Consider the following 22,882-nt stretch of genomic DNA (forward strand, 5'->3'; position numbering starts at 1 on the left):
CAATAATAAACCGGGCAGTGGTATTGGCTTATATATTGTTAAGGAAGCGCTAAGCAAAATAGGCGGAACAATTAATGTAGAGTCTAAATATGGCGAAGGCACCCAATTTGAAATTACCATCCCCAACAGAAATGAATTCGATACCTGACCTGCGTGTCATATTGATAGATGACAACGAGATTGATTTATTACTGCATGAGAAGTTGATCGGATTTCAACAAATCAGCAGAACGGTGCTTTCATTTGTAAATGCCAACAAGGCGCTTGAATTCTTATCTTCCAATATTACCTTACCTAAAATTCCGCCTACTGTCATCCTGCTGGATATACAAATGCCGGAGATGGATGGATTTGAATTCCTGCAGGCGTTTGACGCCTATCCGCATAAAATTAAGTCCCAATGCCATATCGTAATGGTGTCATCTTCCCTGGATTATAGCGATATTACCCGCACCAACGCCAATCCAATGGTAATTAAATTGCTCCGAAAACCCTTGCTGCTGAAAGATCTAAAGGATACAGTAGAAGGAATTTTCAAAGATTTCCTATAAAATGTTGGTGTTATCAGGAAAAAATATATTTTTGCACTCCCGAAAGGGGAAATTTGAAATACGGGGGATTAGCTCATCTGGTAGAGCGCAAGCATGGCATGTTTGAGGTGATCGGTTCGAGTCCGATATCCTCCACGGTATAAAGCCTGTAGATCGTAAGATTTACAGGCTTTTTTGTTTTTAGTTATTCTTCCCTTGTCTCAGCGGCAATACAATCACAAATGCTGCCCCCTCTCCTTCTTTACTGCTGGCCGTAATAATGCCGCCATGTTTATCAACTACTTTTTTGGCAATGGCTAAGCCTATACCGGTACCCTCATAGAGTTCTGAGGTATGTAAGCGCTGGAAAATGGTAAATATTTTGGAGAGATATTTCTCATTAAATCCTATTCCATTGTCACGGATCACAATACGACAATACTGCCCCCCTGTAAAGGCGGCACTTTCCGGGTTTAAATCAGTGACCACATCGGCGGTAATATGGATAACAGGGGAAATGTCTTTGCGGGAAAATTTCAGTGCATTACTGATAATATTCTGAAATACCTGCCTTACCTGCCCCGGGACCGCTTCAATCTGGGGCATTTTTTCCACAGATATCACCGCATCCCGTTCTGAAATCATCAATTCGAGGTCGCTGAGAATCTCTTTGACCATTTCATTAAAGTCGGTTATTTCGTATATGCTTGTTACTGATAAACGGGAATAGTTCAATAAGTCATTAATCAGCTTTGCCATGCGTTCTGAAGACCCTACAATACGTTCCATATACGACAGGGCGTTAGGATCCGTATGTAAAAACTTATCTCTTAAAATAGCTCCGAACAACTGTATTTTCCGTAAGGGTTCTTTCAGGTCATGGGAGGCCACAGAGGCAAACTGCTGCAGATCATGATTGCTGGCTTCCAGTGACTTATTGATTTCTCTCAGTTCTTCTGTTCTTTCCCTTACCTTTTGTTCCAGCATTTCATTTACCTGTTGCTGATGTGCAATCAGTGCTTCCTGCGCCAGTTTCCGCACTTCTACTTCTTCTTTGAGTGACTGATGCATCTGTTTCAGCTCCAGGGATTGCTGATAAAGCCGGGAGAAAGTTTTTACTTTCATCAGCAGGATATCCGGATCTACCGGCTTGGTGATATAGTCAATACCACCGGAATCATATCCTTTTACAATAAACCTTTTGTCTTTATTAACTGCTGATAAGAATATAATGGGAATATCTTTCGCTTTACTGTGGCCAGACAACGCTTCTGCTACTTCAAAACCATCCATGCTGGGCATTTGCACATCCAGGATGATAAGTGTATAACTATGTTTCAATATTTTCCTGAGCGCTTCTTCTCCGGATAAAGCAGCATCTACTTCAAACTGATACAGTTCCAGCGTCTTCCTGATAGACAGTATGTTCTCCGGCTTATCATCTACAATTAAAATCATACGTCAAGCTTGTTTATGGCGGTAGGTACAGGGGAAAATGCTGCCTGGGCTTTTCCTTAAAAAATCCTAATGGAACAATAATCATACCCCGGCTATTCCGTTAATAAATGCAGCCATCTCCGAAGGCTGCAGGATAACATCTACCGGGGCCATTTCAATGGCTTGCCGGGGCATATAATCCACATCTGCTGTAGCTGGGTCCTGCACGGCGGTGGTACCTCCCGCTTCATGTACGTCTATTAATCCTTCTGTGCCGTCTGTGTTGGCGCCTGAAAGCAGTAACGCAGTCATATTGCTCCCATAAGCCAATGCGGCGGAACTGAAAGTAACATCTATACTTGGCCGGCTGAAATTCACTTTCTCCGAATCATCGAGCGATAAGGTATGATCTGTTTCAATCAGCAGGTGATAGTCTGCCGGTACAATGTAGATGACCCCTTCCTGCAGTGGTTCTTTTTCTGCCGCTTCTTTCACCGGCAGCGGTGATTTGGCAGATAATAATTCTGTTAGCACAGATTCGTAATGGCTTTGCCGGTGTAAAACAATAATAATAGCGGCATGGAGAGAAGCTGCCAATCCGGGCAATAGTGTTAAAATGGGTTGTAGCCCACCGGCTGAACCACCTATTACAATTAAATACGGCGCTGTTGTCATAAGGGCTGTTGTTTCATCATTACAGTTGCACCTTCCGCCAGATTTTCTCTTTGCTTTCCAGTTGTCTGAACTTCCCGGTCACACTGGTAAAGTTAAGCGTCTCCTTGCTTCCCAATGCCAGAAACCCAAGCTGCTCAAGACTCTCACTAAATAGGGTCAGTACTCTGTCCTGTAATTTTTTATTAAAATAGATCAATACATTTCTGCAAATGATCAGTTGAAATTCATTGAAAGATCCATCTGTTACCAGGTTATGCGGTGAAAAAATGATCTTCTCTCCCAAGTCTTCACGGAATTTGGCATATTCATAATTGGCGGTATAATAAGAAGAAAAATCTTCCCTTCCGCCAGATTCCATGTAATTACGGGAATACTGCTGCATCTGCGATAAGCGGAACATTCCTTTCCTGCCCTTCTCCAATACACTGGCATTAATATCTGTGGCATATATCACGGCTTTATGCAGCAGCCTGGCTTCTTTCAGCAGAATGGCAAAAGAATATACTTCTTCCCCGGTGGAACACCCTGCATGCCAGATACGGATAAACGGATAGGTAGCCAGTATGGGCAACACCTGTGTACGTAAAGCCTGATAGAAAGAGGGGTCCCGGAACATTTCCGTTACATTAACGGTGATCTCTTCCACAAAACGCAACGCATAATCCGGATCAGAAATGATACGGTAACGGTATTCGGCAAAACTCGGGAAGCGGTCGGCATGATACAGATGATTCACCCGCCGGTGAATAGAAGCGGGGGCATATTCCGTAAAATCGTAGCCATACCTTTCCAGTACATCATTCAGCAACAAACTTACTTCGGGCTCACTTATCGGGTTCCTGCTCACTTTTACATGGATAAATATTGTTGTAGCTGTACGAGTAATTCATCTACATCAATTGGTTTGGAAATATAGTTATCGGCGCCTGCTTCCAGACACTTTTCACGATCACCAACCATGGCCTTTGCAGTAACTGCAATCACCGGCAGCTGACTGTTCCAGGGCATGGCCCGTAATGCGGAAATGGCTTCGTAACCATCCATATCCGGCATCATAATATCCATCAGTACCACCCCTACATGATGGTCTGCGGATAACAACTTCAGCGCTTCTGCACTCGTGGCAGCTGATAAACAGGGAATAGACCTGGATTTCAATACTGCTTTCAGCGCAAAAATGTTGCGCATATCATCATCAACTATTAATACCTGTTTCTGTTCCATAAAATTATTTCATGGCTTTATCGTATAACCATACCCGTAGGAGGGATAATAACTGGTCAACATCTACTGGTTTGGAAATATAATCAGAAGCACCTGCCTGCAAACACTTCTCCCGGTCTCCCATCATGGCTTTTGCTGTAACAGCAATGATCGGCAGGTTTCTCAGTTCCGGTTGTTTCCGTATAGCCGCAATGGCATCATAACCATCCATTTCCGGCATCATCATATCCATGAGCACTACATCTGCCCGATGTTCCTTCAGCTGCTGCAATGCTTCCTTTCCATCAACGGCAGACAATACCTTCATCTGGTGCATTTCCAGCGCTTTGGTTAAGGAAAAGATATTACGCACATCATCATCAGCTATCAACACCGTCTTATCTTTCAGCACTTCATTCAGCATGCCCATTTTGCCATTGCCTCCGGCTACTGCCGGTGCATTTTCAGATACCAGGTGCAGGAAAAGAGATACCTCATCCAGCATACGCTGATAAGAATGAGCTGTTTTCACGACAATAGAATCTGCATATTGCCGGATGCGCTGCTCTTCTGCCTTCGACAAACTTTTGCCCGTGAAGATGATAATAGGCAGATTTTCCAGCCCTTTTATTTCTTTCACCATCTCCAATGCTTCATAGGCCTTTTCATCCGGGATACCCATATCGAGGATTACACAGTCTACATCCTTTTGCTGTAGTAAGGAAACACCATCTGCCACGCTGTTACTTATTTCAGAACTCACCTGGTAGTTGCTGAGGAAGTAGGCCAGAGCTTTGGCATGTTTTGCATTTTCTTCCAGTATCAATACTTTTTTGGCGGAACGTTGCAATACAAACTCCATCTTCTCGAAAATGAGCTGCATACTTTCCATGTCTACCGGCTTGCTGATAAAATCTACGGCACCTTTCAGGAGGCTTTCTTTTTTAGCTTCCATGGAAGACATGATATGCACCGGTATAGGTCTTGTTTGCGGATCATTTTTCAATTCTTCCATCACCTGCCAGCCATCTTTTATGGGCAACTGAATGTCCAGCAAAATACCGATAGGCTTATAGATTCGCGCCATTTCCGCCGCTTGATCTCCACGTACAGTAACAATCCCCTTGTAGCCTCTGGCATGCGTGAAATCCAGCAACGCTTTGGCAAAATGCGTATCATCTTCCACTATCAATATGACGGGATCACCTTTGCTAATTAACCCACGATCATCATTTATGTCTTCCGGAATAGTAGCCGACAGGAAGCGGCGCTTATCTGAAATAATTGCTGGCTCTTCTTCTACTACCGGTGACGGCGGTACGAAAGAATCTTTGGCAAATGTGGTTGCTTTGCGTGTAACGGGAACAGTAATGAAAAATTCACTCCCTTGATTGGCGGCACTGTTCACACTTAGTTGTCCTCCCAGCAATTTGGCCAGCTCCCTGCTGATAGATAGTCCCAGACCGGTACCGCCATATTTTCTACGGGTAGATCCATCTGCCTGTTGGAAAGCTTCAAAGATCACCTGTTGTTTATCTTCCGGTATACCGATACCCGTATCTTTTACTGCAAAGCGGATCGCTTGCGGAGTCTCTGCTGTTTGCACCTCCAGCCTTACGCTGCCACGGGCGGTAAATTTCAGCGCATTGGACAACAGATTTTTCAGAATCTGTTCCAGTCTCACCTGATCTGTTTCAATCGTATCAGGCACACCATCGGCGGTATGCAATATCAGTTGTAATCCTTTTTCTTTTGCAATAGGCTCAAATAGTGCCTGCATATTGGAACAGATATCAGCTACTGATACGTTTCCAAATTCCAGTTCCATTTTCCCGGATTCTATCTTCGACAGATCCAGTATTTCATCTATCAGTGTTAGTAAGCCTTTACCGGAGCTATTAATTACCTGTGCATATTCTATCTGGTCGCCGTTTAGGTTCAGGTCATGATTTTCTGACAGGAGTCTTGATAACAACAGGATAGAGTTCAGTGGGGTACGCAGTTCATGCGACATATTAGCCAGGAACTCCGATTTATACCGGGTGCTGAGTGCCAGCTCTTCTGCCTTCTTATGTATATCCAGGTTACGTTCTACGATGATCTGGTTCTTTTCTTCCAGCAGGCGGCTTCGTTCTTCCAGCTCTGAGTTGGATTGCATCAGTTCTTCCTGTTRCACTTTCAGTTCTTCTTCCGATACCTGCAGCTTCTGTGTTTGTGCCTCCAGTTCTACGTTCATGCTTTCCAGTTCGCTGTGTTGCGTTTGCAGCTCTTCCGCCTGCGCCTGGGTTTCTTCCAGCAGTTCCTGCAGTTTTGTACGACTCCTCGTGCTTTGCAGGGCAATGGCAATGTTTACTGCGGCCTGTTTCGCAAAGTCAATCACATTTTCTTTAAACGGAAAAAGAGAAGCTATTTCTATCACCCCTTCTGTAATACCGGCATGAATCAACGGAATGATGAGTACATACCCGGGTTGTGCCGCCCCTGCAGCACCGGCTATGTGCAGAAAATCATTAGGCGCTTCCTGCAGGTATAATGGTGTTCTTTGCAGCACGCTTTGTCCCAGCAATGTTTTACCTACCTCGATCACAGCGGGTGCCGGATAGGCCGGCGACAAAGCATATTCTGCTGACAAATGGAGTTCAGCTGCATATTTGATATACAGCACGCCTGTTTGTGCGCCCGTATATTGTACGATATCCGTCAATGCATCCCTGCTGAGCGTGGTCAGATCCTTTTCGCCCAGTAAGGTTTCACTGATGTTATTAAGCCCCGTTTGAATCCATATTTTCTGGTCGTTCTGATAACGCAATGTTTTCAGATCTGCCGCCATCTGTACAACGGCATGTCCCAGCAAATCGCCGCTGCTGCGGGGCTTTACATCTATATTAAAATCTCCTTTACCAATACTGTCTGCTGCAACAGCCAATTCCTGACTGGTTTGATCGATGGCTACAAATGAGCGGGCCAGGCTGCCAATGGAATCCTGGCTATGCATTTCAGGTGCTGAGCCGGGAACGCCTTTGGCAATATTTACGGCAGCAATCCGTAATAACTCCAGGCTATCAGTAATACTTTTAATGGTGACAATTACAAAAACAATGACCAATACCACGATCAGCACCATGGCAATAAGGTAGCGGGTTTTGAGGTCATTCTCTTTTTTGGAGATGGCTCTGGCATCTCTCCCCACTTTATCAATAATAGTGCGTTGTAATTGTTTGATCTGGTCTACTGCGAGCGAAGAATTATCCCACCACGAATCTGCATTAAACAGTGTATCTATTTTACGGGCCGCGATGGTGCTGTTAGTAAAGTCTTTCGTGATGGTATATTCACTGGACGTTTCCAGCTTCTGAAAATCTTTTACGACGGTGAGAGTAGCCTTATCCAGCAGCTCTGCGCGCAGGGAATTATACATATCCGTATTGTTCTCAATGCGGGCAAAGTCTTCCGGCCATACTTCCTTTTTCAGCATGAAATAGTAAATATCCATACGAATCATGCCCTGGTAGGCCGTCATTTGTGCCAGCAGGTACTGCGCATTCATATCCTGCTGCAACCCTTTCAATACAGGAATATCCGGTGTATTGGTATTGGCCAGGTCATTCAGGCGGAAAATCAGATTAGAGTAATAATCAAGTACTTCCCGCTGGGGCATACTTTTATTGTCTATATCTTTTCGTTTTTTGGGGAGTGTATTTAACAGGGAATATTGAAAGAAACGGCTATCACTGGYCAGCAGCCGACCTTTGACCGCATCTATTGCAAGATCTGTTTTGGCCCGCTGGGTAAGCAGATCATTGAGTGTTCCTGTTTGTAATACATAGTTTACGCTGTTTCTGCGCTCCATATGTATTTCGTCTGCCACCTTCATGATAGTGGTAGCAGCGGTTACTTTCTGAACCAGGTTGTCGATGGTATCAATATCCGCACTCTGTTTATTGAATACTTCTATCCCAAAATAAATAAGACAGACGAGTGGTATTACCGCTATTAACATCAACTTCCGGGGCAAGGGAAGCTGCATAAAGAATTTCTTCATCTGCCTGAGCTTGTTTAATTTTAAAAGCCAATATCATTCATAAACAGCATCCTTGCCGGGTTCATGCACATTTCATTCCAAAACGGCTGGCTAAACTGAATTATAATGATAATAAAATAACAACAAAATCATAGATTTGTCCCTATTCAAAAATGATATGCCTGATAGCTGTAAATATACCTCAGTACTTTTAATTGATGATGATATAGACGATAGAATGATATTTGGTGAAGTATTAAAAGAATTGGCGCCAGATATTATTTACCATGAAGCTATAAACGGGGAAGATGCATTAATCAAGTTAAACAATCACCTGATACCTGATTTAATATTCCTGGACCTCAATATGCCAAGGGTAGACGGGAAGCAGTTTTTGGCTGAAATACAACAGCTGGGTCACTTAAAGCATATTCCTGTAATCATCTATACCACTTCTTCTCACGAGTTGGATAAAAAAGAGACCCGTGAATTGGGTGCATCTTATTTTCTGACCAAGCCAAACAGTTTACACGAACTTACTCATATACTGACAGATATACTGCAGCAGAAGATGTTTTAAAAGAAAAAAGCCTCACAAAGAATTGTGAGGCAGTTTTTCTACCATTGTTACTATTTTTAAACCCTCATATATGCGTGAGCATATGCTTTGTTGAGGTAAAGATGACTAATAATGTACTCTCAAGTGTTAACCCGTTCTTAACGACTATTGCATTATAATTTTTTCACGATTTCTTCCAGCCATCCGGGACTGCGAAAATCCAGTTTCACTTCCGGCTGAACACCTTTGTTATCAATGCCTTGCCCCATAGCCACCCTGCGGGACCGGGTTACGGGGTAGTCAATCGAGAAGTCCGGCATAGTATATTTCACCACATTTACGTTCGCATAATCCAATGCTCCGGCAGAAGAGGTACCAAACATCTTCACTTTTTTACTCTGCACTGCCTCCAGTAAAAATTGCTCTGCGGTATTACTGCACTTGCCGTTAATAATCACCGCTACTTTAGCGGGAACGGGCAATGGAGAAGGCAGGATCATGTTTTCATCCGGTCCCATACTTACCAGGCGGCCCTGCAAACCATCGCCCTGATGGATCATATTCCGCAACTGTTCCAGGTATTCATCGGGCAGCTTTCCTGCCTGTTCATCCAGCAGGTGGCTCCAGGATTTAATATTATCCGGGGTCGCATAAAAATCTGACCCGATAATTCTTACCGGCTGTGTGTACAGCAAAGGGCGGAGCCGTTCTGTCAGTTTATCTGTACCTGCCCCGTTATCACGGACATCAATTACCAGGTTAGTATTTTTCCGCAGGTACTCATCATTGGCGTTGAGTACGGAATCCACCTGGTAATAATCAGTCGCGTCAAAACTACCGATGCGCAGATAGCCCGTGCTATCATTCATCTGCCTGAAAAAGAAAGCGGCAGTGGGCATATCACCAAATGCAGGTGTTTCCCGGACAACAGGCGGGCGGGTGCTGCCAGGTCGTTGCCAGCCAAGCGCAGACAACCCATCGCGTTGTTTATTGATAGTCACCGTATCAAAGTCAACCCGATGTTGCTGATAGCTGATAACATCAAACTTATCTGTTCCACTGGCAGCCAATTCGAAGATCACTTCTCCGGGTTTCCAGTCAGGTACAGAGGATTCGAGGATCACTGCTGCATAACTGCGTAATCCACGGGGATTTTTTACCAGGGCTATCTTATAAAGATGGTCGGCCTCGTAAATGCCGGCAACGGTTGTAATGGGTTGCTTTTGCAGCTGGTCCAGCTGTAGCTGACTGAGTGTTATTTTTTCGACTATCGGCGTATAGCCGATATGCAGTGTAAGATGCTGATCTTTAAAAAAACGCAGGTACCTGTTGACCAGCAGCAGGCAATGTGTGGCCCCCCTGATCGTAGCCGCCTGTAACTGTAGTTTTGCCACCATTGCGGCATAAGTTTGCTGGGTAACAGGGGTTACCTTGTCAATAAATCCTACATAATTTTTCCTGAGATAGACCTGTACGCTGTCAAATTTCTTCCTGCAATCACATTCCTGTGCATATACGACTGTATTACACAGGAGTAATAACAATACTGCTATTGCTTTCATGGCAAAGGATTTGGATGTTTCTGGCTGATAATAAATGGTCTTTAAATATAAATCTTCGGACGGAACTATTCAGAATTTATTTATCATCGTGGCCCATAATTAATAAATTACACGTCCTAATTAACAGCATATGCATTTAGACGAACTGGAAAGGCTGTACAATGAGCAGGCATATACCGAAGCAATAACGAAGCTGGAAATATACTTACAAGACAACCCCGGAGAGGTCCGGGGCTGGCAGCTGCTGGGCTTATCCCAGCTGGAAAATGCCAAGGCCACCGACAACCGTGACCTTGCCACCGCTATGTACGAAGCCGCTTACGAGGCGTTCAGCCAGGTGCTGGACCTGGAACCTGCCCATACACAGGCAAGGGTACACCGGGCTTATATGGGCGCCAACGTAATGGCCGATAAGGGAGACGAAGCCATCAACGATTGTGATATCCTGATTGCCGGTGGCGATGAGGAACTGACCACCAAAGCATTACTCTACCGGTTCCAGGTATGGGTGTTGAAAAATGAAACAGAAAAGGCACTGGCCGATATGCACCGGAATCTGCAGGTATATGAGTCGCTCTATGCCGACGATTTGCCACAGCTCAATGTAGCCAGGTTCCAGTGCTATACCCGCATTGGAGACGTATACTATCATACGGAAAACAGGCCCGCAGCACTCGAGTACTATAAGCTGGCATTTGACTGCACCGTATATAACAACCGGTTGCTGTCTACCACCTGGTTTGCACTCGATATGGCTGATTACGACTTTGCAGCGGCCATGCTGCAAATAATGATCAGCTCGGGAGAAAACACCAAAGAAGAAATGCTGCGCCTGCTCAAACATGTACAGCAACTGCTGACAGACGGCGTGCGTCATGCCGCACTGGCCAGGGAGTTTTGTAAGGGCACCACTGAGTTCTGGCAGCAGTTTTTTGGAGAGGATGATGATGAAGGTACACTGGAACAGATTTCTACCGGCAAACGATATATCGCTCAGTATCCGGAAGAAGCTTACTTCTACCATTACACTGCAACGGCCTTTTTTAATATTGGCAGCTACCAGGAAGCGCTTCCCTGGTATGAAAAATCACTGGCCATCCACCCTTATCCATTCAGCATTGTAAGATGGTATTACACCAGCTATAAAGTAACAGGACAATTCCCGGAGCAATGGCCGGATATTGAGCATAACGTACCCTACGACTGGTATGCAGCCGGTGTTATTTTCAGTGAAATTATACAACTGGAAAAAGATAGCAGCGCCAAACAGTTTGCGATTCCATTGAAAAGATTTATTTATAAGAAAGCCTTTGATATTTATCATGCCTACTGGTATGAAAATACCGGTAGCTCCTACGCCGGCCACCCACATCATTTTGCGATGTGCTGTAACAACTACGGCATTGCATTATATGAAGGAGGCATTTTTGTAGAAGCCGTACATGTACATACCATCGGTTACAATATGTCGCCCTTTTGGGAACAGCTCGAATCCAGGGCCGACGCGTATCACAGCATGGGTAAACTGGCAGAAGCAATTGACGACCGCAGTACCATACTCGAAAATTTCACAACCGTATTGCCCCTGATGTACTATGTATCTATTCACGAACGCATAATAGATGACCTTTGTACACTGGAGCGGCATACAGAAGCACTGGACCTGTACGAAAAAATACTGTCGGAATACAATAGCTGGATTGCCCGCGACATGGAAGAGTTGGAAACGTACGATCGCAATACCATTACGTATAATATTGACCGTATTAAAACCGGTCGCGCCTTTATCAGAACCAATAGCGAAGACGATCTGTCAGAGCGTATACTGGCGTTGGAAAGCCACCTGGTAGAGAAACCGGATGACAGTGACGCTTACTTCAACCTGATGTACCTCTACTTTGATAATGCGCAATATGAACATTGTATTGGCGCTATCAACAATCGTATTTCCATTGGCGGAGTACCTCAACTGCCGGTCATCTCACAAATGAAAATTTACTACTTCAGGGGAAAGGCTGCATTAAAGCTGGGCCGGTATAAAGCGGCTATTGCCGATATGCAGCAAACACTGGAAATCATGGCTGCCGGCGATGCGGCAGACAACTCACCAAACTACCGGTTTGGGGTATACGCTTTTATGGCAGAAGCCTGGCTGGGTGAAAAGGAGTATGACGAATGTATCACCTATGGTACGCAATGTGTGAACATATACGCCGGTAATAACTGGGCCTGGGACACAGAAGCATCCTCGATCAGGTACATTATGGCATTGGCTTACGAAGCAAAAGGAGATATTGGCGCCTGTAAAAAACTGATTGATCTGATTGTGGCTAGTGATCCCGGATTTCAGCCGGCAGCAGCCAAAAAAAATCAACTGAGAGGAGGAGGATTATTCTCCTTTTTCAGAAAGAAGAAATAGAGAAATCGCTTTTAGCCTTTAGCTTTTAGCTTTTAGCAAAATGCAGCGGAGATAAACATATATACTATGTTCTCCGCTGCATTTTGCTAAAAGCTAACAGCTACATCGGCATCGGCTTGTTGTAACTCACCATCCAGTGAATCCCAAACTTATCTGCCAGCTGACCATAGCGGTGTGCCCAGAATGTTTCCTGGATAGGCATTTGAATTGTTCCACCTTCAGACAGTTTACTAAACAGACGATCTGCGTCTTCAACAGAAGTTACGCCCAGCGCTAATTGCACAGAATCACCATTTACAGGAGGTACTCCCACCATTCCATCAGAAGCCATCAGATCAAAACCGGGAGTTTGTAAATAAGCGTGCATGACAAGATCTTTCGCATCAGGGGGCATTTGATCTTTCATGGGAGAGTCGCCCATGGTCATGATCTTAAGATCTCCACCCAATATTTCATGATAATAATTCATTGCTTCCCGACAGTTGTTGTTAAAAACGAGGTAGGCCGTTAATGTAGTAGACATAACAAATCTTTTTAGGGTAAGAAATTGGAATTCAGGTGAAGAATAAAGTTAACCAAAACCCGGCCTTATTCAAATTAACTTATTAATACTTTGTTTCTTACCAGCAGGCAGGCCCCGATGATACCGGCGCGTTCTCCCAGACTTGACATCTTCAGCTTGGAGTCGTTGCTAACCAGGCTGAGGGAGTATTTCTTCATTGCGCTTTTGATGGGCAGGCGGATATGATCCTGCGTAGCCGCCAGGGCTCCGCCGAGAATCACCAGTTCGGGGTTGAAAATATTCATCAGCAAAGCCACGCCTCTGCCCAGGTTCTCTCCCACTTTAGCAATCAGCTCTATCGCCAGCATATCGTCATGGTTGGCCGCTTCAATAATATCGTGCAGGTGAATATCCTCTGCCGACTGATGGGTACGGGAAAGCATGGAAGAGGATCCTGTTGCCAGCTTCTGACGGAACATGTTTACCAGTGCCCAGCCGGAGGCTTCTGTTTCCAGGCAGCCTTTTTTACCACAGTGACAAATAATTTCATTGTCAAACATAGGAATATGCCCAACTTCCCCGCTATAGCCGGATTTACCGTAATAGAGTTCTCCGTTTATCAGCACGCCCATACCGATACCGTAGTCCAGGTTCAGGAACAGTACGTTACGTTCACCATTGACGAGGTCGGAGCAAAACTCGCCATAGGCCATGGCGCGGGAGTCATTCTCCAGAAAAACCCGGATACCTACTTTTGCGGCAATGACTTCGCTGAGCGGCTTTTCATCAAAATAAAACAAGCTATAGTTGTAGCCGGTAGCGTAGTTGATACGCCCGGCGATATTGATACCGATGCCGAGAATTTTTTCCCTGGGTACAGTGAGGCCTTCAATAAAGTTATTGATGAGCAGACATAGCTGTTCCAGCGAAGCGGCTGTATTATCCAGTTCATAGGGCAGGCCCTCTACCGTGGTGACCAGGTTTTTATGCAGATCCGACAAGCCCAGGTTGAGGTGGTCCTGTTTTACGTCTACCCCGATAAAGAAGGCCGAATCCGGCACCAGGCCATACAGATTGGGTTTGCGGCCGCCGGTAGACTCTATTTTGCCGTAATCCATTACCAACCCGTCTACAATCAGGTCATTAACCAGGTTGGTGACCTTAGGGGTGCTCAGGTTCAGTTCTTTACACAGATCCGCAATAGTGGCGTTGCCGGTATTAGCGAAATAGGCCAGAGCAGCCTTTTTCAGGTTGATATTTTTATAGGCTACACCGGTAGCACTTGCACTGTTTAGTTCTTCGAAAAAGGTTTTAGCCATAGCATCAGATAGACTTTTACAATAATTGCTCTCCAATTTAAGCAGCTTAATTCTAATTTTTTTTAAAATCAGCACAGAAAGATTGGTAAAGTTCTCTTATAAATGATTTTGTTAATTCGCAAAAAACAATACCTTTGCAATCCTTTTTGAGCTAAATAACCAGGTATTTTCGCAGCCTCCGGGCACGGATCCTGTTTAAAAAAGGAAGTTCTTAAATTTTTTGCGGATGTGATGAAATTGGTAGACATGCCAGACTTAGGATCTGGTGCCGCGAGGCATGGGGGTTCGAGTCCCTTCATCCGCACATTTTGATTTTCACCTGCTCCCGAAAATCATGATTAGTACCCTTCCTCCTTCAAAAGGCATGTGCATGCCTGTTTTACTCTGACATTCTTTTATTCGTCAACGCTCAGACGCCAAAAATATAGTAATAACGATGCGATCAATTTATCATGTTAAATGATTGGGGACCGGGTTGAAAACGGTTATACATCCAGACATCAAGTCCGCATCAAGTCCACCTCAAGTCCACATCAAGTCCACATCAAGTCCACATCAAGTCCACATCAAGTCCACCTCTGATGCACTGCTTCTATAGGTACTAAGCCGGTGTTAAGCATAGCATCGATATCCGTGATGCAGCCTTCCGGCAGCTTCCAGGCTTAAATCTGTAGCATTCTTCCTTATAGATTGATTAAACTTTATACTTAAAACTTACACTATCCCCAGGTTTTCAACCTGATCCATGATTGGTTGAAGCGTGGCAAAGGTAGCGTAAACACGAGGTAAACGGTCATCGTTCTCTCGTGCTCATTTACAGCAGAATTAGCCTGAAAACAGAATAAAATTAGCTATCTTCGCGCGATCATAAAGTTGAACGATATCTACAACTAACTGATAACTAGTTGTTTATATTTGAAAAAGGTTAGATTAGGATACGGTACGAAAACGCGCGGATGTGGAGAAAGCGGTCAACAGGCCAGCGATAGGATCTACTGCTTCACGGCATGCGTTCCATCCACCCGCACATATAATATTATGTGGCAATGCGTCAATATGGCAACGTGATAATGCTATGCTCTCCCTCACTTTCATTGTCACTTCTGTCTTGTTCAGACACAGTTTCACCTGATTTTATTCAAATAAAGTTTCCTGCCATTCCTACTTGCCGTTGTGACTTCATGGCAGAAAAATAAACAAGGAATCATTATTGCTTCTTAAAGAACACTTTTATACAATTCAATTATGGCAACCGTTACGAGAGAAAACATTGGTTTATTGAACGATAAGATCACTGTGAAAGTGAGCCAGGAAGATTACCTTCCTAATTTTGACAAAGCAGTAAAGCAATTCAGCAAAAATGCGAACATACCAGGCTTCCGTAAAGGAATGGTACCTGCAGGCATGGTTAAGAAGATGCACGGTCAGGCTATCTTTGGTGATGAAATCCTGAAAACTGTTGAGAAAGAGTTGATGGGTTATGTACAGACTGAGAAGCTGGAAATCTTCGGCCAGCCACTGTCTCTGGACAAAACAGCAAAAGATCTGGATTTCAGCAAACCTGCTGATTACGCCTTCGAATTTGAAGTTGGTCTGAAACCTTCCTTCGCTATTACTCCGCTTGAAACCAACAAAACCACCCTTACCAAATATAAAGTAGCCGTTACCGAAGAAATGGTAAACGACGAAATTCAGCGCTTACAGCTGAAAGGTGGTAAAACAACAGAACCTGAAACAATTACTTCAGAAGATAACGTGATTAACGTTAAATTCGAAGAAGCAGATGCACAAGGCAATGTAGTAGAAGGCGGTATTGTAAAAGAAAATGCTTTACTGGTAAAATACTTTTCACCTGCTATCCAGGCAGAACTGCAGGGTAAAAAGAACGATGACAGCATCGTATTCCAATTAGCTACCTCTTTTGATGAGCAGCGTCTGGGCTGGATCCTGAAAGATCTGGGCTTTGAAGCTACTGATAAAGAAGCAGCCAATAAATATTTCAAACTGACCATTACCAAAGTTGGTTTGATTGAGAAAAGAGAACTGAATGAAGAGTTCTTCAAAGAAGTTTATCCGGGAGATGAAATCACTACTGAAGAAGCTTTCCGCGCTAAACTGAAAGAAGAAATCGGAAAATACTGGGATTCTGAAAGCCGTAATCACCTTCACAACGACTTGTTTGAGGTACTGGTGCATGAAACGCCAATAGATTTACCAAAGGATTTCCTCAAACGCTGGCTGCAGGTAGGCGGTGAAAAACCAAAAACTGCGGAAGAAGCTGAAAAAGAATTCCCGAGTTTCGACCACCAATTACGTTGGACACTGATCAGCGATAAACTGGTTAAAGAAAATAAACTGGAAGTTTCTTTCGAAGAACTGAAAGAAAATGCCAAACAGAAAGTATTAGGCTACTATGGCGGCGCCGCTGCTGATGGAGCAGAATGGTTAGACAGCTACCTGGATCGCCTGTTACAGGATGAAAAATTTGTAGACCAGACTTACCGTGAAATGATCACTGCCAAGTTATTTGACTGGGCTGAAGCAAAGGTGAACGTGAAAGAAGAGGAAATCAAAGCAGAAGATTTTGTTAATTTACCTCATAAACATCACCATCATGAACATTAATAATGAATTTAGAAAATATGCCATCCAGCATCGGGGAATCAGCAGCCTGGTAGTAGATAGTTACGCTAAAAGCCACCAGTTAAACAGCCTGACTCCTTACATTCTTGAAGAGCGTCAGTTGAATATGCAACAGATGGACGTTTTCTCCAGGTTGATGGCTGATCGTATTATTTTCCTCGGAGATCCCGTGAACGACTACGTAGCAAATGTTATTACTGCGCAGTTGCTGTTCCTGGAATCTTCTGACCGTACCCGCGATATCCAGATGTACATCAACAGCCCCGGTGGTAGTGTGTATGCTGGTTTAGGTATCTACGATACCATGCAGGTAGTTTCTCCTGAAATCGCTACTATCTGTACCGGTATGGCGGCCTCTTTCGGCGCTGTATTGCTGGTAGCTGGTGCTAAAGGAAAACGTACCGCACTGAAACATGCCCGTGTAATGATTCACCAGCCTCATGGCGGTGCAGAAGGCCAGACTTCAGATATCGAAATCACTGCACGTGAGTTCGTTAAACTGAAAAAGGAACTGAACGAAATCATTGCTGGTCACTGCGGACAGCCGGTGAAAAAAGTAGAAAAAGACTCTGACCGTGACTACTGGATGACTGCGGATGAAGCGAAAGAATACGGCATCATCGATGACGTACTCCAGAAAAATCCAAAGAAAAATCTGGATACACCACAGTAAAAGCTTAAAGCTCAAGGCATAAAGCTCAAAGCTATCGTAGCGAATGATATAGCGGATTTTTAATACATATCGCTACGATCATTCGCTACGATAGCTTTGAGCTTTATGCTTTAAGCTTTACGCTAATAAGACTTATGCTTTCGGCTATTTAGTGTAAATTTGTAACCCTGCATTACCATTGCAGGCAATGACAGTTTCGTAGAAAAATAATCTATTCCGAAATGAAAGAATCAAAAATTCGTTGCTCCTTTTGCAGCCGCTCTAAAGAAGAAGTGCAGATATTGATAGCTGGCGCAGAAGGACACATTTGTGAAAACTGTGTAGCCAATGCGCAGGAAATAATTGACCAGGAGCTATTTCCTCCGGGCAAGAAAGCTGCTGCTGCCGTAGCGCCGAACTTCGCACCTAAAGTGTCCAAACCTATTGACATGAAAAAATTCCTGGACGAATACGTAATCGGACAGGATGATGCAAAGAAAATACTGGCTGTAGCGGTATATAACCACTACAAAAGACTCAATCAGCAAATAGGTGATGATGAAGTGGAAATTGAAAAATCCAACATCATCATGGTAGGTGAAACCGGTACCGGTAAAACCCTCCTGGCTAAATCTATCGCCAAACAATTAAACGTTCCTTTCGCGATTGTAGATGCCACCGTATTTACTGAAGCAGGTTATGTGGGCGAAGACGTGGAAAGTATCCTCAGCCGTTTGTTACAGGTATGTAACTACGATGTGGAAGCTGCTGAACGCGGTATCGTTTACATCGATGAAATTGATAAAATTGCCCGTAAAAGCGACAACCCTTCCATCACCCGTGATGTAAGCGGAGAAGGCGTACAACAGGGCCTCCTCAAATTACTGGAAGGAACAGAAGTACTGGTACCTCCTCAGGGCGGTCGTAAACACCCGGAGCAGAAACTGATCAAACTGAACACACAAAACATTCTCTTCATCTGCGGCGGCGCATTTGATGGTGTGGAAAGAATTATCAGCAGAAGAATACAGACGCATTCAATCGGCTTCACCGTTAACAAGGAAAAAGAAGAAGAAAACAGAAAACAGATCCTGCGTTACATTAACTCAACTGATCTGAAATCCTTCGGTCTGATTCCTGAATTACTGGGACGTTTGCCAGTGGTAACGTATCTGAATTCACTGGACAGAGATACCTTGAAACTGATTTTAACAGAGCCTAAAAACGCACTGGTAAAACAATACAAGAAACTGTTCAAGGTAGAAAATATTGACTTGCAGGTAGAAGAAGAAGCGATCGACTACATTGTAGATAAAGCAATGGAATACAAACTGGGTGCACGCGGATTACGCTCCATCTGTGAAGTAGTGCTGAGTGAAGCCATGTATGAATTGCCCTCTGCCAATGAAACCACGTTTCATCTTACCAGGGAATATGCACAGTCAAGGCTGGAACAGTCTACCCTTGTGAAATTGAAAGTAGCATAACCATTACCGGCATTCCGGTATGGCTACACTATCTCTAATCATAAAACCTCTATTTATGCAGGAACTCATTCAGCAATTACAGGAAAAAGCCGGACTCACACCCGAACAGGCAGTACAGTCCATTGATGTGATCAAAGAATATGTGAAAGGCAAATTACCTCCGTTTATTGCAGGTACAGTTGATAACTGGTTTGCAGGAATGTCAGATAAAGCCGAAGGTAAAAAGGCTGGTCTGATGGATCAGGCAGGTGATTTTCTGGATAATGTAAAAGATAAGGCAGAAGATTGGGCGGAAGAAGCAAAGGATAAAGTGTCCGACTTCTTTAACAAAGATAAAAAGTAGTCATTCCAACGCTACAAGATAAAGGGATTTTCAGTTGAGTTGATTTACAAAATCAATCCTTCCGAAAATCCCTTTTTTTTCAGAGGGTTCGCAAATAAAGATACAAGGCTATCAACTCGTCATCCGTGTACTGAGCAGTCATTGTCCACGGCATATCTTTCACCAGCAATTGCTTTCCTTCCGGTGTTTTACCACTCCGCAATGCTGTAATAAATTCTTCTTGAGACCATTTCCCCACGTGCCCTGTAGCGGTGATATTGGCCACCGGTGGTCCACCTGGAACAGGATTATTGCCACCTGTTAATGCGGCCTTATGACAACCCGTGCAGGAAGCAGATAAATACTTCCCGTAGGCAACTGTAGGCGCCTTTGCCACCTGGGCAGGCTGCTGATAATGATGATTAATATTTTCCGCAGGAAATAAGGGGATTTTGCCTAATACAGATAATACTTTTCCCATAGGTCCCATTTTTACGGGCAAGGTAGGGGCATCTATTTTAGGCTGTGCTTTACAAAAGGCAATTATAGCCGCTATATCGTGATCATCCATGAGGGTGAAGTCTTCGGAGGGCATGAGCAATAAAGTCCTGTTTTCGGCATTTAAACCATGCCGCATCGCCCTTAACCAGGCTTTGTTATCAAAACTCTCCGGCAAGCCTCCTTTTCCGTAGGTAATATTCCTACCCGCAATCCTGCCAATGGCCGGATCATCTACAAAAATTTTCCCCCGCAGATCAACGCCGTGGCATACTCCACAGCCTTTAATTTCATACAGATGTTTTCCTGCAGCAATAGTAGCAGTATCCCCAGGTATTGGGATTTCCCTTACCTCTACGGTATACTGCTGATTTACATGTTGGCGAAAAAGAAAGGAGAAAACAGCAAAAGCAATCAAAGCGATAACAACTACACCAAGCAGTATCCTGCCGGTCCATTTCAATATTCTGGAGAACATAACAATTGAGATAATTTCCAGGCAAAAGTAATAGGGATAAATATTACAGGAGTCAGTAGTTCTACTGAATTATGGAAGAATCATAACGTGGATTACAGGCTTTACATTTTACTAAGCGTCTTTATACGGGATAAACCAGTCAGACCCGGTATAGAAAAGCACCCGTATTACAGGGTGCTTCTCATTGCGTAAAAGTGTTTCAAATCTTTCTTGATTTTGTGTGTTAAGGTTGATAAACGGTAAAGAGTGATGAATTAACCCAAATTTAACGTTCCTTTTGCAATATTCAATAACACTAAAGGGGTAATATTATTTTATTTTGAAAAAATGATGAACGGCTTATAAAGCGTCTTTTCTTAAATTATAAAAATACATCTACTTCAATCTTGTCAGAATCAATTGCAAAATCGTTATTCTATCTTAGTGCTTCCCGGGCAATAACGATCTTTTGAATCTCTGAAGTTCCTTCCCCGATGGTGCATAATTTTGCATCTCGATAAAATTTTTCCACCGGAAAGTCCTTGGTATAGCCATAACCCCCAAAAATCTGTACGGCGTCATTAGCGACCCTAACAGCTACTTCAGAAGCATAGTATTTGGCCATGGCAGCTTGTTGCGTCATCTTTACCTTACGGTTTTTCATGTCAGCAGCCTGCATTGTCAATAGCTCCGCAGCCTCAATTTCAGTGGCCATATCCGCCAGCTTAAAAGAAATACCCTGGAAGTTAGCAATGGGCTGGTCAAACTGATGGCGTTCTTTGGCGTATTTCAGCGCCGCATCCATCGCTCCTTTGGCTATACCCAACGACAGGGCTGCAATAGAAATACGGCCACCATCGAGTACTTTCATGGATTGTATAAAGCCGTCTCCTTCTGCTCCCAGCATATTTTCTGCAGGTACCCGGCAGTTGTCAAATATCATTTCCGCTGTTTCGGATGCACGCATCCCCAGCTTATTCTCTTTTTTGCCACCGCTGAAACCCGGTGTTCCCTTTTCTACGACGAAGGCACTCATCCCATGGCTATCACGCACATCGCCTGTACGGGCAATAACAACGGCTACATCGCAGCTTTTACCATGCGTGATCCAGCATTTGGTGCCGTTAATCACCCAGTCATTGCCATCCTTTTTAGCCACACACTTCATATTCATCGCATCTGAACCGGTATTGGGTTCTGTTAAGCCCCAGGCACCTATCCATTCGCCGGTAGCCAGTTTGGGCAGATACCGCTGCTTCTGTGCTTCATTACCAAATTGCAGAGTATGACCGGTACACAACGAGTTATGTGCGGCCACACTTAATCCGATAGCGCCACATATACGGGATATTTCACTGATCACGGTTACATATTCCAGGTAGCCCAGTCCGCTGCCACCGTACTCTTGCGGCACCAGCACCCCCATGAGTCCCAGCTCACCCAGTTTTTTAAACACCTGCACGGGAAATTCCTGTTGCTCATCCCATTCCAACACGTAAGGCAAAATATTTGTCTTTCCGAAATCCCGGATCATTTGTGCAATCTGTTGTTGCATTTCCGTTGGCTCAAAATTCATAAACGTGGGCTTTAATGTTTGATCTCAATGTAATGTTCAATTTTACGATAAATAATCTCATCCACCAACGGCAGGGCGCGAAGCGCTGCAATGGCCTTAAAACCCGCGTGGGTACTGCGATACTGCACAATTAAGTGGGCTAGTTTATAGCGTATGTATGGGTGAGCTGCCAAAGATTTTTCATCTGTGAGGTTGAGGTCTAGTTTTATTAGAGAACTATTACCGATCCGTAAGAAAGGTTGAATTTTTTGAAATACGGAATCCGCCAACCCATAGCATTCCCCTACCTGCTCCACCGCATAAAAGCCGCCTAACCGGTCTCGGAAGCCCACAATGCGCCTTGCAAAGCCCGGTCCGATACCCGGTAATGTTTGCCACGCGAGTGTGTCTGCAGTGTTAATATCAATAACAGCCGGCGCAGCTTTCTTACGATAACGGGTAAACGAAGAATCGCTATTGCGCGGTGCGAAATTGTGGTAGCCGGAGTCTTTATGGTATGGTCCGTAATGTCGGTCACCACCGGCTTTTTCATATCTCCCGGAATACCGCTCCTCCCTCCTCCCTGTTATCCGCACATATGGCATTAGCCGGGCGCATAAGGCAGGAGGCAGGCTATATATCTTCGCCAGATCAGTGGCGGCGCGGAAATGCCCACCATTAGCCAGGTACTTCGTAATGGTAACGGCGGTGCGTTCACTGACACCTAGTTGCTGCCAGCCCCCCACCGATAAGGCGTTGGGATCAAAATAAAATAGCGCTGCTGCCGGCTCTGCAGAAGCGACATTATTTGCTTTCGGAATACCCGCTTCATAAGCCAGTACCGCTGCTTTTAAGTCACTACTATCGGCAACGGGCATACGCCGCTGAAAGAAAAAAAACAGGTCTGGACTATAACAGGTCCCGATCATGAGTACCACCAATATTAATATGCCGTAGCGCTCTTTTCTTGAAAAACGCAGGTATTCGCGGACAAAAGACTTCCACATGGGTCAACAAAAATTTGCCGCTAAACTAAGCAGC

The 22,882-nt window shown here is 44.3% G+C and carries 19 protein-coding genes and 2 tRNA genes; 10 read left to right on the plus strand and 11 right to left on the minus strand.

Features of this window, described 5'->3' with window-relative positions:
* The 3 genes from AC1DP6_RS30320 to AC1DP6_RS30330 form a co-directional block, all read left to right on the plus strand.
* Window positions 1-148 (plus strand): sensor histidine kinase (locus AC1DP6_RS30320; protein WP_477058287.1); only part of this gene is annotated, 148 nt, incomplete at its 5' end.
* Window positions 132-551 (plus strand): response regulator, encoded by a 420-nt coding sequence (locus AC1DP6_RS30325; RefSeq protein ID WP_477058244.1) that lies wholly within the window; start codon window positions 132-134, stop codon window positions 549-551. The genes AC1DP6_RS30320 and AC1DP6_RS30325, both read left to right, overlap by 17 nt.
* A gap of 62 nt (window positions 552-613) precedes the next feature.
* A tRNA-Ala gene (locus AC1DP6_RS30330) sits at window positions 614-686 on the plus strand.
* A 45-nt stretch (window positions 687-731) separates the two neighbouring features.
* Here the strand turns inward: AC1DP6_RS30330 and AC1DP6_RS30335 are convergent.
* The 5 genes from AC1DP6_RS30335 to AC1DP6_RS30355 all read right to left on the minus strand — a co-directional run bounded on the left by AC1DP6_RS30335 (window position 732) and on the right by AC1DP6_RS30355 (window position 7,887).
* Window positions 732-1,988 carry a hybrid sensor histidine kinase/response regulator gene (locus AC1DP6_RS30335; protein ID WP_477058245.1) on the minus strand — a complete coding sequence of 419 codons (1,257 nt, stop codon included), beginning with the start codon at window positions 1,986-1,988 and terminating at the stop codon, window positions 732-734.
* 81 nt (window positions 1,989-2,069) lie between these two features.
* On the minus strand, window positions 2,070-2,642 hold the full coding sequence (locus AC1DP6_RS30340) for a chemotaxis protein CheB (RefSeq protein WP_477058246.1): 573 nt from the start codon (window positions 2,640-2,642) through the stop codon (window positions 2,070-2,072).
* 19 nt (window positions 2,643-2,661) lie between these two features.
* On the minus strand, window positions 2,662-3,489 hold the full coding sequence (locus AC1DP6_RS30345; protein ID WP_477058247.1) for a CheR family methyltransferase: 828 nt from the start codon (window positions 3,487-3,489) through the stop codon (window positions 2,662-2,664).
* Between the two features lie 2 nt (window positions 3,490-3,491).
* On the minus strand, window positions 3,492-3,866 hold the full coding sequence (locus AC1DP6_RS30350; RefSeq protein ID WP_477058248.1) for a response regulator: 375 nt from the start codon (window positions 3,864-3,866) through the stop codon (window positions 3,492-3,494).
* 4 nt (window positions 3,867-3,870) lie between these two features.
* Window positions 3,871-7,887 carry a response regulator gene (locus AC1DP6_RS30355; protein ID WP_477058249.1) on the minus strand — a complete coding sequence of 1,339 codons (4,017 nt, stop codon included), beginning with the start codon at window positions 7,885-7,887 and terminating at the stop codon, window positions 3,871-3,873.
* Between the two features lie 136 nt (window positions 7,888-8,023).
* Here AC1DP6_RS30355 and AC1DP6_RS30360 point away from each other — a divergent pair, with 136 nt between their 5' ends.
* Complete coding sequence (locus AC1DP6_RS30360) at window positions 8,024-8,446, plus strand: response regulator (protein ID WP_477058250.1); 423 nt, start codon at window positions 8,024-8,026, stop codon at window positions 8,444-8,446.
* 152 nt (window positions 8,447-8,598) lie between these two features.
* Here AC1DP6_RS30360 and AC1DP6_RS30365 read toward each other — a convergent pair whose 3' ends face one another.
* Window positions 8,599-9,987: a S41 family peptidase gene (locus tag AC1DP6_RS30365; RefSeq protein ID WP_477058251.1), complete on the minus strand. Its 1,389-nt coding sequence runs from the start codon at window positions 9,985-9,987 to the stop codon at window positions 8,599-8,601.
* 130 nt (window positions 9,988-10,117) lie between these two features.
* Here AC1DP6_RS30365 and AC1DP6_RS30370 point away from each other — a divergent pair, with 130 nt between their 5' ends.
* The gene (locus AC1DP6_RS30370; protein ID WP_477058252.1) at window positions 10,118-12,406 is read left to right on the plus strand and encodes a tetratricopeptide repeat protein; all 2,289 of its coding nucleotides are present in this window, start codon (window positions 10,118-10,120) and stop codon (window positions 12,404-12,406) included.
* A 100-nt stretch (window positions 12,407-12,506) separates the two neighbouring features.
* Here the strand turns inward: AC1DP6_RS30370 and AC1DP6_RS30375 are convergent, their stop codons facing one another.
* Both AC1DP6_RS30375 and AC1DP6_RS30380 read right to left on the minus strand, forming a co-directional pair.
* Window positions 12,507-12,929 (minus strand): VOC family protein, encoded by a 423-nt coding sequence (locus AC1DP6_RS30375; RefSeq protein WP_477058253.1) that lies wholly within the window; start codon window positions 12,927-12,929, stop codon window positions 12,507-12,509.
* 74 nt (window positions 12,930-13,003) lie between these two features.
* On the minus strand, window positions 13,004-14,227 hold the full coding sequence (locus tag AC1DP6_RS30380) for an ROK family transcriptional regulator (protein ID WP_477058254.1): 1,224 nt from the start codon (window positions 14,225-14,227) through the stop codon (window positions 13,004-13,006).
* Window positions 14,228-14,449: 222 nt separating this feature from the next.
* On the opposite strand from AC1DP6_RS30380, the gene AC1DP6_RS30385 reads away from it, so the two are divergent.
* From AC1DP6_RS30385 to AC1DP6_RS30405, 5 genes are all read left to right on the plus strand, one after another.
* Window positions 14,450-14,531, plus strand: a tRNA-Leu gene (locus AC1DP6_RS30385).
* 941 nt (window positions 14,532-15,472) lie between these two features.
* A complete protein-coding gene (gene tig, locus AC1DP6_RS30390) occupies window positions 15,473-16,852 on the plus strand; it encodes a trigger factor (protein WP_477058255.1) in 1,380 nt (459 codons plus the stop codon).
* Complete coding sequence (gene clpP, locus AC1DP6_RS30395) at window positions 16,842-17,543, plus strand: ATP-dependent Clp endopeptidase proteolytic subunit ClpP (RefSeq protein WP_211973853.1); 702 nt, start codon at window positions 16,842-16,844, stop codon at window positions 17,541-17,543. The genes tig and clpP overlap by 11 nt, the downstream gene beginning before the upstream one ends.
* A 221-nt stretch (window positions 17,544-17,764) precedes the next feature.
* Window positions 17,765-19,009: an ATP-dependent Clp protease ATP-binding subunit ClpX gene (clpX, locus tag AC1DP6_RS30400; protein WP_441576528.1), complete on the plus strand. Its 1,245-nt coding sequence runs from the start codon at window positions 17,765-17,767 to the stop codon at window positions 19,007-19,009.
* A gap of 55 nt (window positions 19,010-19,064) precedes the next feature.
* Entirely contained in the window at window positions 19,065-19,352 is a 288-nt protein-coding gene (locus tag AC1DP6_RS30405; protein ID WP_133807306.1) for a hypothetical protein, read from the plus strand.
* A 79-nt stretch (window positions 19,353-19,431) separates the two neighbouring features.
* On the opposite strand, the gene AC1DP6_RS30410 is transcribed toward AC1DP6_RS30405, so the two are convergent.
* The 3 genes from AC1DP6_RS30410 to AC1DP6_RS30420 all read right to left on the minus strand — a co-directional run bounded on the left by AC1DP6_RS30410 (window position 19,432) and on the right by AC1DP6_RS30420 (window position 22,848).
* Window positions 19,432-20,307 (minus strand): c-type cytochrome, encoded by an 876-nt coding sequence (locus AC1DP6_RS30410; RefSeq protein WP_477058256.1) that lies wholly within the window; start codon window positions 20,305-20,307, stop codon window positions 19,432-19,434.
* Window positions 20,308-20,722: 415 nt separating this feature from the next.
* Complete coding sequence (locus tag AC1DP6_RS30415) at window positions 20,723-21,862, minus strand: acyl-CoA dehydrogenase (RefSeq protein ID WP_477058257.1); 1,140 nt, start codon at window positions 21,860-21,862, stop codon at window positions 20,723-20,725.
* A gap of 11 nt (window positions 21,863-21,873) precedes the next feature.
* On the minus strand, window positions 21,874-22,848 hold the full coding sequence (locus tag AC1DP6_RS30420; RefSeq protein ID WP_477058258.1) for a ComEA family DNA-binding protein: 975 nt from the start codon (window positions 22,846-22,848) through the stop codon (window positions 21,874-21,876).
* Window positions 22,849-22,882 lie beyond the last annotated feature (34 nt).

This window comes from Chitinophaga sp. 01L420 (genome assembly GCF_056399985.1).

Excerpts from the sequence above, each read along its gene's own strand:
- AC1DP6_RS30325 (WP_477058244.1), top strand. The coding sequence starts at position 132 with ATGAATTCGATACCTGACCTGCGTGTCATATTGATAGATGACAACGAG.
- AC1DP6_RS30335 (WP_477058245.1), bottom strand. The coding sequence starts at position 1,988 with ATGATTTTAATTGTAGATGATAAGCCGGAGAACATACTGTCTATCAGG.
- AC1DP6_RS30340 (WP_477058246.1), bottom strand. The coding sequence starts at position 2,642 with ATGACAACAGCGCCGTATTTAATTGTAATAGGTGGTTCAGCCGGTGGG.
- AC1DP6_RS30350 (WP_477058248.1), bottom strand. The coding sequence starts at position 3,866 with ATGGAACAGAAACAGGTATTAATAGTTGATGATGATATGCGCAACATT.
- AC1DP6_RS30365 (WP_477058251.1), bottom strand. The coding sequence starts at position 9,987 with ATGAAAGCAATAGCAGTATTGTTATTACTCCTGTGTAATACAGTCGTA.
- AC1DP6_RS30370 (WP_477058252.1), top strand. The coding sequence starts at position 10,118 with ATGCATTTAGACGAACTGGAAAGGCTGTACAATGAGCAGGCATATACC.
- AC1DP6_RS30375 (WP_477058253.1), bottom strand. The coding sequence starts at position 12,929 with ATGTCTACTACATTAACGGCCTACCTCGTTTTTAACAACAACTGTCGG.
- AC1DP6_RS30380 (WP_477058254.1), bottom strand. The coding sequence starts at position 14,227 with ATGGCTAAAACCTTTTTCGAAGAACTAAACAGTGCAAGTGCTACCGGT.
- tig (WP_477058255.1), top strand. The coding sequence starts at position 15,473 with ATGGCAACCGTTACGAGAGAAAACATTGGTTTATTGAACGATAAGATC.
- clpP (WP_211973853.1), top strand. The coding sequence starts at position 16,842 with ATGAACATTAATAATGAATTTAGAAAATATGCCATCCAGCATCGGGGA.
- clpX (WP_441576528.1), top strand. The coding sequence starts at position 17,765 with ATGAAAGAATCAAAAATTCGTTGCTCCTTTTGCAGCCGCTCTAAAGAA.
- AC1DP6_RS30405 (WP_133807306.1), top strand. The coding sequence starts at position 19,065 with ATGCAGGAACTCATTCAGCAATTACAGGAAAAAGCCGGACTCACACCC.
- AC1DP6_RS30410 (WP_477058256.1), bottom strand. The coding sequence starts at position 20,307 with ATGTTCTCCAGAATATTGAAATGGACCGGCAGGATACTGCTTGGTGTA.
- AC1DP6_RS30415 (WP_477058257.1), bottom strand. The coding sequence starts at position 21,862 with ATGAATTTTGAGCCAACGGAAATGCAACAACAGATTGCACAAATGATC.
- AC1DP6_RS30420 (WP_477058258.1), bottom strand. The coding sequence starts at position 22,848 with ATGTGGAAGTCTTTTGTCCGCGAATACCTGCGTTTTTCAAGAAAAGAG.